Origin of the sequence: Pseudomonas sp. TCU-HL1 (genome assembly GCF_001708505.1) — a bacterium.
Classification (GTDB): Bacteria; Pseudomonadota; Gammaproteobacteria; order Pseudomonadales; family Pseudomonadaceae; genus Metapseudomonas.
This window is the reverse complement of the sequence record NZ_CP015992.1, coordinates 1,339,656-1,353,325: the sequence shown is the minus strand read 5'-3', so window position 1 is coordinate 1,353,325 and position 13,670 is coordinate 1,339,656. Positions and strand designations below refer to the sequence as shown.

The 13,670-nt window shown below is 65.4% G+C and carries 14 protein-coding genes; 8 read left to right on the top strand and 6 right to left on the bottom strand.

Going from position 1 to position 13,670, the window contains the following annotated elements:
* The first annotated feature begins 28 nt into the window (after positions 1–28).
* The 6 genes from THL1_RS06260 to THL1_RS06235 all read left to right on the top strand — a co-directional run bounded on the left by THL1_RS06260 (position 29) and on the right by THL1_RS06235 (position 4,428).
* A complete protein-coding gene (locus tag THL1_RS06260; protein WP_069082451.1) occupies positions 29–1,471 on the top strand; it encodes a mannose-1-phosphate guanylyltransferase/mannose-6-phosphate isomerase in 1,443 nt (480 codons plus the stop codon).
* 119 nt (positions 1,472–1,590) lie between these two features.
* Complete coding sequence (locus THL1_RS06255; RefSeq protein WP_069082450.1) at positions 1,591–2,055, top strand: multidrug transporter; 465 nt, start codon at positions 1,591–1,593, stop codon at positions 2,053–2,055.
* A gap of 158 nt (positions 2,056–2,213) precedes the next feature.
* Positions 2,214–3,044 (top strand): SDR family oxidoreductase, encoded by an 831-nt coding sequence (locus THL1_RS06250; protein ID WP_069082449.1) that lies wholly within the window; start codon positions 2,214–2,216, stop codon positions 3,042–3,044.
* Positions 3,045–3,207: 163 nt separating this feature from the next.
* Entirely contained in the window at positions 3,208–3,576 is a 369-nt protein-coding gene (locus tag THL1_RS06245; RefSeq protein ID WP_069082448.1) for a hypothetical protein, read from the top strand.
* Between the two features lie 21 nt (positions 3,577–3,597).
* Positions 3,598–4,134, top strand: a complete 537-nt coding sequence (locus THL1_RS06240) for a GNAT family N-acetyltransferase (RefSeq protein ID WP_202969625.1) — start codon at positions 3,598–3,600, stop codon at positions 4,132–4,134.
* Positions 4,135–4,194: 60 nt separating this feature from the next.
* Positions 4,195–4,428 (top strand): hypothetical protein, encoded by a 234-nt coding sequence (locus tag THL1_RS06235; RefSeq protein WP_069082446.1) that lies wholly within the window; start codon positions 4,195–4,197, stop codon positions 4,426–4,428.
* Here THL1_RS06235 and THL1_RS06230 read toward each other — a convergent pair.
* The gene (locus THL1_RS06230; protein WP_069082445.1) at positions 4,425–4,745 is read right to left on the bottom strand and encodes a cupin domain-containing protein; all 321 of its coding nucleotides are present in this window, start codon (positions 4,743–4,745) and stop codon (positions 4,425–4,427) included. The genes THL1_RS06235 and THL1_RS06230 overlap by 4 nt on opposite strands.
* Positions 4,742–5,647 (bottom strand): DMT family transporter, encoded by a 906-nt coding sequence (locus THL1_RS06225; protein WP_069082444.1) that lies wholly within the window; start codon positions 5,645–5,647, stop codon positions 4,742–4,744. The genes THL1_RS06230 and THL1_RS06225 overlap by 4 nt, the downstream gene beginning before the upstream one ends.
* A gap of 148 nt (positions 5,648–5,795) precedes the next feature.
* Between THL1_RS06225 and THL1_RS06220 the strand changes: the two genes are divergently transcribed.
* The gene (locus THL1_RS06220; protein ID WP_069082443.1) at positions 5,796–6,668 is read left to right on the top strand and encodes an AraC family transcriptional regulator; all 873 of its coding nucleotides are present in this window, start codon (positions 5,796–5,798) and stop codon (positions 6,666–6,668) included.
* Here THL1_RS06220 and THL1_RS06215 read toward each other — a convergent pair whose 3' ends face one another.
* The 3 genes from THL1_RS06215 to purL form a co-directional block, all read right to left on the bottom strand.
* Positions 6,669–6,986: a YqfO family protein gene (locus tag THL1_RS06215; RefSeq protein WP_069082442.1), complete on the bottom strand. Its 318-nt coding sequence runs from the start codon at positions 6,984–6,986 to the stop codon at positions 6,669–6,671.
* 169 nt (positions 6,987–7,155) lie between these two features.
* Positions 7,156–7,416, bottom strand: coding sequence for a CDGSH iron-sulfur domain-containing protein (locus THL1_RS28810; protein ID WP_083245837.1), 261 nt, complete (start codon positions 7,414–7,416; stop codon positions 7,156–7,158).
* A 153-nt stretch (positions 7,417–7,569) separates the two neighbouring features.
* Positions 7,570–11,466 (bottom strand): phosphoribosylformylglycinamidine synthase, encoded by a 3,897-nt coding sequence (gene purL / locus THL1_RS06205; RefSeq protein ID WP_069082440.1) that lies wholly within the window; start codon positions 11,464–11,466, stop codon positions 7,570–7,572.
* A 166-nt stretch (positions 11,467–11,632) separates the two neighbouring features.
* On the opposite strand from purL, the gene mltF reads away from it, so the two are divergent.
* Positions 11,633–13,096: a membrane-bound lytic murein transglycosylase MltF gene (gene mltF, locus THL1_RS06200; RefSeq protein ID WP_069082439.1), complete on the top strand. Its 1,464-nt coding sequence runs from the start codon at positions 11,633–11,635 to the stop codon at positions 13,094–13,096.
* 78 nt (positions 13,097–13,174) lie between these two features.
* Here the strand turns inward: mltF and tadA are convergent, their stop codons facing one another.
* Positions 13,175–13,663: a tRNA adenosine(34) deaminase TadA gene (gene tadA, locus THL1_RS06195; protein ID WP_069082438.1), complete on the bottom strand. Its 489-nt coding sequence runs from the start codon at positions 13,661–13,663 to the stop codon at positions 13,175–13,177.
* Between the last annotated feature and the right edge of the window lie 7 nt (positions 13,664–13,670).

The window sequence follows — 13,670 nt, the reverse complement described above, 5'->3', positions numbered from 1 at the left end:
AACCCCTCAACGAGTTAGGAGAAACACCATGATTCCCGTGATCCTCTCTGGCGGTAGCGGCTCTCGTCTCTGGCCTCTTTCGCGCAAGCAGTATCCCAAGCAGTTCCTCGCCCTCACCGGCGACCGTACCCTGTTCCAGCAGACCCTGCAGCGCCTGAACTTCGATGGCATGCAGCCGGCCGTACTGGTGGCCAACCAGGACCACCGCTTCATTGTGCAGGAACAGCTCGACGCCATCGGCCTGCAGGCTCGGACCATGCTGCTGGAACCCTTCGGCCGCAATACTGCGCCGGCCGTGGCCATCGCGGCCATGCAGCTGGTCGCTGAAGGCCGCGACGAGCTGATGCTGGTGCTCCCGGCCGACCACGTGCTGCGTGACCAGCAGGCCTTCCAGCACGCCCTGACGCTGGCCGCCAGCGCCGCCGAGAAGGGTGAGATGGTGCTCTTCGGCGTGCCCGCCGAGCGGCCGGAAACCGGCTATGGCTATATCCGCAGCAAGTCCGACGACGCCCTGCCGGAAGGCATCAGCCGCGTCGCCGAATTCGTCGAGAAGCCGAACGAAGAACGGGCGCGCCAGTATGTGGAGTCCGGCGACTACTTCTGGAACAGCGGCATGTTCCTGTTCCGTGCCAGCCGCTACCTGGAAGAGCTGAAGCACCATGACGTGGACATCTACGACACCTGCCTGCTGGCCCTGGAGCGCAGCAAGCGCGACGGCGTAGCAGTGAGCATCGACTCAGCCACCTTCGCCTGCTGCCCGGACAACTCCATCGACTACGCGGTGATGGAAAAGACCGCCCGCGCCTGCGTAGTACCGCTTTCCGCCGGCTGGAACGACGTCGGCAGCTGGAGCTCCATCTGGGAAGTGCACGACAAGGACCAGGACGGCAACGTCACCAAGGGCGACGTGGTGGTGCAGGATAGCCACAACTGCCTGGTGCACGGCAACGGCAAGCTGGTCTCGGTGATCGGCCTGGACGACGTGGTGGTGGTCGAGACCAAGGACGCCATGATGATCGCCCACAAGGACCGCGTGCAGGACGTGAAGAAGCTGGTCAACAAACTGGACGCCGACGGCCGCAGCGAAACCCAGAACCACTGTGCCGTGTACCGCCCCTGGGGCTCCTACGACTCGGTGGACATGGGCGGCCGCTTCCAGGTCAAGCACATCACCGTGAAGCCCGGTGCGCAGCTTTCGCTGCAGATGCACCACCACCGCGCCGAACACTGGATCGTGGTATCCGGCACCGCCCAGGTGACCTGCGACGACAAGGTGTTCCTGCTCACCGAGAACCAGTCCACCTACATCCCGATCGCCTCGGTGCACCGCCTGGCCAACCCCGGCAAGATCCCGCTGGAGATCATTGAGGTGCAATCCGGCAGCTACTTGGGCGAAGACGATATCGAGCGTCTGGATGATGTCTACGGTCGCGCCCCGCAGTCCGCGACGGTGCACAGCGTCGCCCGCTGACCTGTGGGAGCCAGCTTGCTGGCGAAGGGGCAACCTTTCGCGAGCAAGCTCGCTCCTACATCGCCCTCGGCGGCCGTGGACGCTCTTGCTAGCATGGAAGGCCTCAAGGAGGTCTTTCCATGCTCATTGGCGCTGTTCTCTTCCTGACTTGGCTGATCCTGCTGGTGCGCTACCCGGCCAAAGCCCTGCCGCTGTCCCTGGCGGCCGTGCTCGGGGTCGCCCTGATTGCCGTCTGGGTACTCTGGGAAGAACGCGGCGAGGAACGCCGCTTCGCCCGCCTCGATATCCAGCTCAGCTACTCCCCGCAAAGCTGCCCCGCCGACCGCCCGCTGGCGATACAGTTACGCAACGACGGCGATGCCGTGCTGCGCGATTTCGCCTGGCAGGTCCAGGCCTTCCGCCCCGGCGATACCATCAACCTGGCCCAGCCGAGCTACGACCATCCACGCTACCTGGGCCCTTCCGAGCTGCAACCCGGCGCCCAATGGCAGGACTGCCTTGCCCTGCCGCCCATTCGCCAGGGTTATCGAGCACAATCCCTGGAGTTTCGCGCCGCCAATCTGCGTGGCAAATTCGTCGACTGAACCAAGAGCACCCTCTCCCCAACCCTCTCCCGCAAGCGAGAGAGGGAGTTGTCCGCGCGGTGATCGAACTCCGCACGGGCTGCTTGCTCCCCTCTCCTCTTCAGGGAGAGGGGCCGGGGGAGAGGGCCACCGGACGCCACACAAGCAAAGGACTCAAGATGCCCACTCCCACCGCCCTGATCACCGGTTGCTCCAGCGGCATCGGCCGCGCCCTGGCCGACGCCTTCAAGGGCGCCGGCTACAGCGTCTGGGCCACTGCCCGCAAGCCGCAGGACCTGTCCGCCCTGGAGGCTGCCGGCTTCACCGCCGTTGCGCTGGACGTGAACGACCAGGCCGCCGTTGCTGCGCTCGCCGAGCGCCTGGAGCGGGAGGAAGGTGGCCTCGACGTGCTGGTGAACAACGCCGGCTATGGCGCCATGGGCCCACTGCTGGACGGTGGCGTCGATGCCCTGCGCAAGCAGTTCGACACCAACGTCTTCGCCCTGGTGGATGTAACCCGCGCCTGCTTCCCACTGCTGCGAAAGCGCCGGGGCCTGGTGGTGAACATCGGCAGTGTCTCCGGTGTACTGGTCACCCCTTTCGCCGGTGCCTACTGTGCGTCCAAGGCGGCCGTACATGCACTTTCCGAAGCCCTGCGCCTGGAGCTGGCGCCGTTCGGTATCGAACTGATGGAGGTGCAGCCCGGCGCCATCGCCTCCAGCTTCGGCACCAACGCCACCCGTGAGGCGGAAGCGTTGATCGCCGAAGGCTCGCCCTGGTGGCCGCTGCGCGAAGGCATCCGCGCTCGCGCCCGCGCCTCCCAGGACAATCCCACCCCTGCCGAGGACTTCGCCCGCAGCCTGCTTGCAGCCGTGCAGCACACGCCGCGCCCGGCACTGGTGCGCATCGGCAATGGCAGCCGCGCCCTGCCCTTGCTCGCGCGCTGGGTGCCGCGGGCGCTGATGGACCGGGTGCTGAAAAAGCGCTTCGGCCTCGGCGCGGAGTTGTGACGCCCCCGTAGGTTGGCGCGAGCGCAGCGAGGCCCAACGTGACGGACCATTTCCAGCTAACAGGTGATGGGCTTCGCGCCGCTCAGACCAGCGTGGCCCGCCACAACCTACGTTCATGGCCGAGCAGCTAAAGTTATCCCCATCCTGGCCCCGAGGAACCCCCATGTCGCTTCCCTTGCGCTACGCCGTCGGCGGCGTGGCCCTGGCCATCGTCCTGAACCTGCTCCTGCGCAGCATCGTGAAGGTCGGCGGCATCTTCGCCACCCTGCTGATCGCCGCTGCCACGGCCACCCTGCTGGCCCTGGCCTTCCGCTTCATCCAACGCCGCGCGCCGGAGCCCGGCGAGCGCTGGCGCATCGTCCTCGGCTACGGCGGGCTGCTCGGGCTGCTGTACCTTGGACTGCTGGCGATGATGACCTTGCAGGACACGCCCAGCCCCATGGGCGTCCTGCTGTTCCTGGTCCATTACCTCTGTTATCCGGTGATGGCCGCATTGCTGCTGTCGAAGCGGGTGTTCACCAAAACCCACTGACGGCCAACAAGGATGTCCACCATGAACTACCGCCCCTTGCGCGTGCCGGCCGATAGCGATCGGCTCGCCGCTTTCGACGCCTCCTACAGCACCTCCCACATCTGGCGCGTCGAGGCCGATGGCCTGGCCATGCGCCTGGTCGAGGAGCAACTCTCCGAGCCCTTCCACAAGGCGTATGACGCCGCCGGGTTTCCCGATGATGTGGCCGATGCCGACTTCGCCCTTGCGGCAGAAGCCCGCGACGGCAGCCTCGCCGGGTTTGCCTGTGTGCGTCTGGTGCCGTGGAACCGCAGCGCCGAATTGAGCGCACTGTTCGTTGCCCCTGCGTACCAGGGCCAGGGCATCGGCCGTGCGCTGCTGGAAGGGGCGATGGCCTATGCCCGCAGCCAAGCGATGCGCTGCCTGTGGCTGGAAACCCAGACTAGCAACCACCCGGCCATCGGCTTCTACCAACGTGCAGGCTTCACCTTCTGCGGACTGAACACCATGCTCTACGACCCGACGGAAGTGGCGGCCGAGGAAATCGCCCTCTACCTGAGCCATCCGCTCTACGGCTGATTCGAGGGAACTGCCGCTCCATCGCTCGCCACTAAGCAGAAGGTGTGCGAGGAGTTGGCGATGGACTATCTGGACCTGCTGCAATGGCCGGCGATGCTGGTGACCGTACTGGCCGCCTGGCTGATCGGTTCCAATCGGGACTCACGGCGCAATGCCGGTTTCTGGGTGTTCATGGTAAGCAATGCGCTGTGGATCGCCTGGGGGTTGTATGCCCATGCCTATGCACTGATCGTGCTGCAGCTCTGCCTCGCGGCGATGAACATGCGAGGGGTAAAGAAGACCGGGAGCGACTAGATGCTCCCCTCCCGCTCGATGACCAGGACGCGGGCGGCGCCAAGCGGATGGGCCACATGCTCGCAGCCCACCTCGGCACAGAAGATATCCCCCGTCCGCAGCAACACCCGGAGCTCTTCCCTCTCCTCGCGATAACGCATCTCTACTTCGCCATCGAGTACCACGAAGACTTCAGACCCGTCGTTGACGTGCCAGATGTAGGGCTGGTCGGTCCAGTGCAAGCGCACCGTAGTGCCGTCCAGGTTGACCAGATCCAACGCGCCCCACGCCCGCTCCGCGGTGAAGTCGCGACTGCGTACCACGCGCCCGACGCTCATGCCCGCCCCGTCGCGGCGGCGTCCGGCATGACCGGCTTGGGCTTGCGGAACACCAGCACGTTGCCCGCCATCACCAGGGCCAGGCCGAACAGGGCCGGCAGGGTCCACTGGTAGCCTTCGACGAAGGCCGAGATGTTCAACGCCACCACTGGGAACAGCACCGTGCAGTAGGCGGCGCGTTCCGGTCCCATGCGCCCGACCAGAGTCAGGTAGGCGGTGAAGCCGATCACCGAGCCGGGAATCGCCAGGTAGAGCAAGGAGCCGATGTAGCGGGTGTTCCATTCCATGCCGAAGGGCGTGCCACTGGCCAGACACCAGGCGCTGAGCATCAGGGCACCGTAGAGCATGCCCCAGGCATTGGTGGTCAGCGGCTTGAGCCCGGCCTTCTGCTGCAGGCTGGAAAGCATGTTGCCGGCGGAGAAGCACAGGGTGCCGAGCAGAGCCAACCCCAGGCCGATGAAGGTCTCGCGGCTGGCGGCGTGGTGCGAGAGTTCCGGCCAGAACAGCAGCCCCAGGCCAAGCAGGCCAAGGCCGCCGCCGGCGAGCACGTTCGGGGCGATGCGCTGGCTGAAGAAGATCCACGCATTGAGGGCGTTCCACAAGGTGGCCGTGGAGAATACGACCGCGATCAGCCCGCTGGGTATCCACTGGCTGGCGGTGTAGAAGCACATGAAGTTGACGCAGAACAGGCACAGGCCCTGGGCCAGGCAGATCAACTGGGCGCGGCCATCGAGCTTCTGCAGCCGACGGCTGAGCAGCAACAGAGCAAAGAGCACGGCAGCCGCGAGGGCAAAGCGGTAGGCGATGGACGCGGGAATGGCGACGCTGCCCATCTGCAGCTTGATGGCGATCCAGGTGGTGCCCCAGATCAGGACGGTGAGCAGGTAGAGGGACAGGTTCATCGCGGCGACTCCGATTTCAATGGCATCAGTGTCCGCCCGCTCCCTTGCCACCGCTTGCACAAACTTGCGCTTATCTCGTCGGAGAGCTGCCCTGCCGTTGACCCGCGCGCTAGGATGAACCCCATTCGCACCCCGGCACGCTCCGCCCATGTCGCTACTCGAACAGAACCAGGTCTTCCAGTCCCTCAGCAGTTCGCCCCATGCTCGCCTTGAGCACAGCGCGGAGCTGGGCGACGGCCTGGGCGCGGCGCTCTGGAGCAACCACCACGATGCGCGGGACTACCAGGGGCCGAAGTTCCACACCCTGTCCTGCTACCTGGACGGCGGCACCGGCACCTTCCGCCGGGAACGCCCGGATACCAAGGGCGCGCCGGATAAGCTGTGCATCCTGCCGGCGGGCCATGAATCTTCCTGGGTTATCAACGGCGAAATCCGCCTGGCCCACCTCTACTTCAGCGCGGAGCATTTCGCGCAGGCGGCGGTGACCCTGCTGGATCGTGAGCCCCGCGAACTGCAGCTGCGCGAACGGACCTTTCTCGACGACCCGCAGCAGGCGCACAACTTCCACCAACTGATCAGCCTGGACTGGGACGAGCCCGGCGAGCGCCTGCGCGCCACTAGCCTGGCCTTTGACATGATCCACCACAGCCTGCTGACCCAGGCCGGAATGCGGGATGGCTTACGCCTGAAAGGGGGACTGGCGCCCGCACTGCGCAAGCGCCTGGTGGACTACATCGAGAACCGCCTGGCCGAGCCCGTCAGCCTGGGCGAACTGGCGACCTTCGCGGCACTCTCGGAGTACCACTTCGCGCGGATGTTCCGTGAGAGCTTCGGCATGCCGCCGCACCAGTACGTGCTGGCGCGCCGCCTGGAGCGCGCACGCAAGTTGCTGCGCGAGACCGAGCTGCCACTGGGGGAAGTCGCCCTGGCTTGCGGCTTTGCCAGCGCCAGCCACTTCAGCAATCGCTTTCGCGCGGCGGTGGGCGGCACGCCAGGGGTCTTCAGGGCGGCATTCCGCTGATCAGAACACCAGGTCGGACAGTCGCCAGACTTCGAAGGCCGGGGTTTCGTAGGGGTGCGCCTTCTTCAGGGCCTTGACCGCCTCATGGATCAGTTCGTCAGCCACCACCATTTCCACCTTCCACTCGGCGACCTGCTCGACTATTCCGGACTGGCCCAGGTAGGGATTGCTGCCCTCCTGGGGGCGGAACTGGCCCTGGCCGAGAGCCTGCCAGCAGCAGCTGTCATAGGCGCCGATGCGCCCGCCGCCTGCGGCGAAAATGGCTTTTTTCACGGGTTCCAGATGGCTCTCCGGAACGTAGAAGCACAGCTTGTACATCGAGTCCTCCCAGTGGCTCAGACTGCGGTTCATGCACGGGAAATGATGCCACGAATGATGGCATTTTGACGTCATTTTGCCGAGGCACGGTTCACATACGCGATTTGGACCCGGAGCGCAGCAAAGCGTTCTGCGCGGAAATAGTGCGTCTGGTGATAAAGGTGACCTGCTACTCACCTTTCCAGAAGCGTCGCCAGCGTTGCCCGAGGCTGGGGGTGGGCGGGCTGTGGCTGCCATCGCACCAGGGCAATCGCGCCGACTGTCCGCAGCGACACAGCAGCAGCCGCTGCTCACGGCGAGCGGTCAGCTCGAAGCCGTCAGCACAATCGGGCGGGCAATCAGGCAGTTGCGGCGAACGACCGCAACGGCAAAGCCGGCAGCAATCGCCGGGCTGGAGCAGGCGGACTTCAGGAAGGATCGGGTCCGGCATGGGTGGGCTCGGAAACGAAAAAGGCGGGAGAAGATTGCCTTCTCCCGCCTTTCGCCGTCGATGTCCGAGTGAGCCAACTTGAGCCCTCTCCCGCCCTTCGGGCACCCTCTCCCGCAAGCGGGAGAGGGTCATCAGTTGGCCTTCGGCCTGCTCTTAATCCACCCAGACGCGGGCGTTGCGGAACATGCGCATCCAGCCGGCGTCTTCCTGCCACTCGTCCGGGCACCAGGAGTTCTGCACGGCACGGAACACGCGCTCCGGGTGCGGCATCATGATGGTCACGCGGCCGTCGCGGCTGGTCAGGCCAGTGATGCCACGGGACGAGCCGTTCGGGTTGGCCGGGTAGGCCTCGGTGACCTTGCCGTGGTTGTCGACGAAGCGCAGGGACACGCAACCGGACAGGTCGGCTTCCAGCAGGGCCTCTTCACTCTCGAACTCGGCATGGCCTTCACCGTGGGCGATGGCAATCGGCATGCGCGAACCGGCCATGCCACGCAGGAAGATCGAGGACGACTCCTGCACCTGGACCATGGCCACGCGCGCTTCGAACTGCTCCGAGCGGTTACGAACGAAGTGCGGCCAGAACTCGGTGCCGGGAATCAGCTCGTGCAGGTTGGACATCATCTGGCAACCGTTGCACACGCCGAGGGCGAAACTGTCCTTGCGCTCGAAGAAGGCCTGGAAGCCGTCGCGGGCACGAGCGTTGAAGAGAATGGACTTGGCCCAGCCTTCACCGGCACCAAGCACGTCGCCGTAGGAGAAGCCACCGCAGGCCACCAGGCCCTTGAAGTCTTCCAGGCTGACGCGGCCGGCGAGGATATCGCTCATGTGCACGTCGATGGCGGAGAAGCCGGCGCGGTCGAAAGCAGCGGCCATTTCCACCTGGCCGTTGACACCCTGCTCTCGGAGGATCGCCACCTGCGGACGCGCACCCTTCTTGATGTAGGGCGCGGCGATGTCCTGGTTGACGTCGAAGCCGAGCTTGATGGACAGGCCCGGGTTGTCTTCTTCCAGCAGGGCATCGAATTCCTGATCGGCGCAGTCGGCGTTGTCACGCAGACGCTGGACACGATAGCTGGTTTCGGACCACTGGCGCTGCAGCAGGCGGCGCTCACCGCCAAATACGGCTTCACCGTTGAAGCTGATGGCGACATTGGCGCCGTTGAACGGCTGGCCGATGACGGCCACGCAATCGCCAAGGCCGGCGGCGCTGAACTGGGCCAGCACTTCCGGGGTGGCGTCCTGACGAACCTGGATGACCGCACCCAGCTCTTCGTTGAACAGAACGGCAGCCACACCCTCACGGTTGTCGGCCAGGGCGTCGAGGTAGAGGTCCAGGCCGCAATGGCCAGCGAAGGCCATTTCCAGCACGGTAGCCAGCAGACCGCCGTCGGAACGGTCGTGGTAGGCCAGCAGGTGGCCGTCGGCGTTCAGGCCCTGGATCACAGCGAAAAAGGCTTTCAGGTCTTCGGCGTCGTCGACGTCCGGAACCTGCTGGCCGAGCTTGCTGTAAACCTGGGCGAGAATGGAGCCGCCCATGCGGTTCTGGCCGCGGCCGAGGTCGACCAGGATCAGGTCGGTCTCGCCCTTGTCCAGGCGCAGTTGCGGAGTCAGGGTCTTGCGCACATCGGTGACCGGCGCGAAACCGGTAACGATCAGCGACAGCGGCGAGGTGACGGACTTGTCCGCGCCCTCATCCTGCCAGCGGGTCTTCATGGACATGGAGTCCTTGCCCACCGGGATGGTGATGCCCAGCGCCGGGCACAGCTCCATGCCCACGGCCTTGACGGTGTCGTACAGGCGCGCGTCCTCGCCCGGGTGGCCAGCAGCGGCCATCCAGTTGGCGGAAAGCTTGATGTCGCCCAGCTTCTCGATTTTCGAGGCGGCCAGGTTGGTAACGGTTTCGCCGATTGCCATGCGGCCGGATGCCGGCGCGTTCAGCAGGGCCAGCGGAGTGCGCTCGCCCATGGCCATGGCTTCGCCGGTGTAGACGTCGAAGCTGGTGGCAGTAACGGCGCAGTCGGCCACCGGGACCTGCCAGGGGCCGACCATCTGGTCGCGCGCCACCAGGCCGGTGATGGTGCGGTCGCCGATGGTGATCAGGAAGTTCTTGCTGGCCACGGCCGGGTGGTGCAGTACGCGACCCACGGCTTCGTCGATGTCCAGTTCGGCAGCGGCGAAGTCATCGCCCAGCTCGGCTTCACGGCTGACCGAACGGTGCATGCGCGGCGGCTTGCCGAGCAGGACTTCGAGCGGCATGTCCACCGGCTTGTTGCCGAAGTGGCTGTCGGCCACGGTCAGGTGAGGCTCTTCGATGGCCTCGCCGACCACAGCGAACGGGCAGCGCTCGCGCTCGCAGATAGCCTTGAAGCGCTCGAAGTCAGCGGCATCCACGGAGAGCACGTAGCGCTCCTGGGATTCGTTGCACCAGATTTCCAGCGGGCTCATACCCGGCTCGTCGTTGGGCACGGCGCGCAGTTCGAAGCGACCGCCACGGCCGCCGTCGTTGATCAGTTCCGGCAGGGCGTTGGAGATGCCACCCGCACCCACGTCGTGGATGAACTTGATGGGGTTTTCCGAACCCATCTGCCAGCAACGGTCGATCACCTCCTGGCAACGACGCTCCATTTCCGGGTTGTCGCGCTGTACGGAAGCGAAGTCCAAGTCAGCGGAGCTGGCGCCAGTGGCCATGGAGGAGGCCGCACCGCCACCCAGGCCGATGAGCATGGCCGGGCCACCGAGGACGATCAGCTTGGCGCCGATGGAAATCTCGCCCTTCTGCACGTGTTCGGCGCGGATGTTGCCCATGCCGCCGGCGAGCATGATCGGCTTGTGGTAGCCGCGGACTTCTTCACCGTGGGGGGTTTCGATGGCCTGTTCGAAGGTACGGAAGTAACCGGTCAGGGCCGGACGGCCGAACTCGTTGTTGAACGCGGCGCCGCCCAGCGGGCCTTCGATCATGATGTCCAGCGGAGTGACGATGCGCTCGGGCTTGCCGTAGGGCTTCTCCCAGGGCTGCTCGAAACCGGGGATCTGCAGGTTGGAAACGGTGAAGCCGGTCAGGCCGGCTTTCGGCTTGGCGCCGCGGCCGGTAGCGCCTTCGTCGCGGATCTCGCCACCGGAACCGGTGGAAGCGCCGGGGAACGGGGCGATGGCGGTCGGGTGGTTGTGGGTTTCCACCTTCATCAGGATGTGCACGGGCTCCTGGGTGGCGCCGTACTGACGGGTTGCCGGGTCCGGGAAGAAGCGGCCAGCGGTGGACCCCTCGATCACCGAGGCGTTGTCCTTGTACGCGGACAGCACGCCTTCACGGTGCATCTCGTAGGTGTTCTTGATCATGCCGAACAGGCTCTTCTCCTGCGCCTGGCCGTCGATGTCCCAGCTGGCGTTGAAGATCTTGTGGCGGCAATGTTCGGAGTTCGCCTGGGCGAACATCATCAGCTCGACGTCGTGGGGGTTGCGGCCCAGATCGTTGAAGCTCTTCACCAGGTAGTCGATTTCGTCTTCGGCGAGCGCCAGGCCCAGTTCGACGTTGGCCTTTTCCAGCGCGGCGCGGCCGCCGCCGAGGATGTCGACCACGGTCAGCGGCTTGGGCTGGGCATGGCTGAACAGGCTCGCGGCCTCTTCCTGGCCGGCCAGCACCAGCTGGGTCATGCGGTCATGCAGGCTGCTGGCGACCAGCTGGGCATCGGCGTCGCTGAGTTCGCCGGCCACGTAGTAGGCGATGCCGCGTTCGAGACGCTCGATCTTGGCCAGACCGCAGTTGCGGGCAATGTCGGTGGCCTTGCTCGACCAGGGCGAGATGGTGCCGAAGCGCGGCACCACCAGGAACAGGCGGCCGCTGGGCTCCTGCACCGGAACGCTGGGGCCGTACTTGAGCAGGCGGGCCAGGACTTGCTCTTCCTCCCCGGTAAGCACGCCAGTCACCTCGGCGAAGTGGGTGAACTCGGCGTAGAGTCCGCTGACGGCGGGAACCTTTTGGGTCAGTTGCTCGAGCAATTTGCCGTGGCGAAAAGCGGAAAGGGCGGGAGCACCGCGCAGGATCAACATCTTCGGGACAGCCTCTGGGGAAGGGGTGTGCTTGGAGGCCGTGCATTCTAGCGCAAAGCGCCGCTTTCCGGCACCTCTGAAGGCGCCTCGCGTCGCCTGACAGCTAGCAGAGAAGATGCCGACTGTCGAGATATGGCGCCCGCCAGGCTTTGCGTATACTCCGTGGATGCTAAATCACCACGTGTTCGGCACACGTCGGGCTTTCTGGGCCCTGGCTACCGGATTCTTCCTGATGCTCGTCGGCTGCAAGCAGCCCACTACGCTCGAGCGCGTTCAGGAGGAGGGCGTATTACGTGTGATTACCCGTAACAGCCCGGCCACCTACTTCGAGGACCGCAACGGCGAAACCGGCTTCGAGTACGAACTGGTCAAGCGCTTTGCAGAGGACCTGGGCGTCGAGCTCCAGATCGAAACCGCCGACAAACTGGACGACCTCTACTCCCGCCTGGGCCATGCCAACGGCCCGGTGCTGGCAGCCGCCGGCCTGGTGGCCAGCGACGCCCGCAAGGACGAGGTGCGTTTTTCCCACTCCTACCTGGATGTCACCCCCCAGGTCATCTACCGCAACGGTGAGCGCCGCCCTACCCGTCCCGACGACCTGGTTGGCCAGCGCATCATGGTGCTCAAGGGCAGCAGTCATGCCGAGCAGTTGGCAGCGCTGAAGGCCACGCTGCCGGGGCTGAAGTACGAAGAATCTGACGAAGTGGAAATGGTCGACCTGCTGCGCATGGTCGACGAAGGACAGATCGACCTGACCCTGGTGGACTCCAACGAGCTGGCGATGAACCAGGTGTACTTCCCCAACGTGCGCGTGGCCTTCGACCTGGGCGACGCCACCAGCCTGGCCTGGGCCATGGCGCCGGGTGAGGACGACAGCCTGTATAACGAGGTCAATGCCTTCCTCGACAAGGCACGCAAGGACGGGACCCTGCAGCGCCTGAAAGACCGCTACTACGGCCACGTCGACGTACTGGGCTACGTCGGCGCCTACACCTTTGCCAAGCACCTGCAGCAGCGCCTACCCAGGTACGAACAGCACTTCCGCCTGGCCTCGCAGAAAAACGAAGTGGACTGGCGGCTGCTGGCCGCGATCGGCTACCAGGAGTCGCTCTGGCAGCCCACCGCCACCTCCAAGACCGGCGTGCGCGGCCTGATGATGCTCACCGAGGGCACCGCCAAGGCCATGGGTGTCTCCAACCGCCTGGACCCGCGCCAGAGCATCCACGGCGGCGGCAAGTACTTCACCATGATCAAGGACGGCCTGTCCGACGACCTCAAGGAGCCGGACCGCACCTGGTTCGCCCTGGCAGCCTACAACATCGGCATCGCCCATCTGGGCGACGCGCGCAAGCTGGCCGAGGCCGAGGGTCTGAACCCGAACAAGTGGCTGGACGTGAAAAAGATGCTGCCGCGCCTGTCGCAGAAGCAGTGGTACCGAAAGACGCGCTACGGCTATGCCCGAGGCGGCGAGACGGTGCACTTCGTGCAGAACATCCGCCGCTATTACGACATCCTGACCTGGGTGACCCAGCCGCAGATGGAAGGCAGCCAGTTGGCGGAAAACGCCAGCCACCTGCCCGGCATCAACAAGACCCGCCCCACCGACGAGCAACGGGACGAAAAGCTCTGAGTTCTCTTGCCCGGTAGGTTGGTACTGAGCGAAGCCCAACCTACATCTGATGCAGGGCAGGGACCCACCCTACGCGCGCTACTCCTTGCGCGCCGCCCGACGAGCCTGGAAGAAACCCGACAGCATCTCGCTGCACGCCTGCGCCAGCACCCCGCCCTCCACCAGCACCCGGTGATTGAGGAATTCCTGACTGAAGAACTGGCCGCGACTGACCACCACGCCGGCCTTGGGCTCAGTGGCGCCGTAGACCACGCGGGCGATCCGCGAATGAACAATGAGCCCCGCGCACATGCTGCAGGGCTCAAGGGTCACGTAGAGGGTGCTGCCCACCAGCCGGTAGTTCTCCAGGCGGCTGGCCGCGTCGCGCACCGCCACCATCTCGGCGTGGGCACTGGGGTCGTGTCCGGAGATCGGGCAGTTGAAGCCACGCCCGACGACTTCCCCGTCCTTGACCAGCACTGCCCCCACGGGCACCTCGCCCAGCGCCGCCCCCCGCCGGGCCAGCTCGAGGGCTTCGCGCATGAAGTGTTCGTCCTGGCTGCGGTCGATGATCTGCGGATGGCGCATAGTCGGC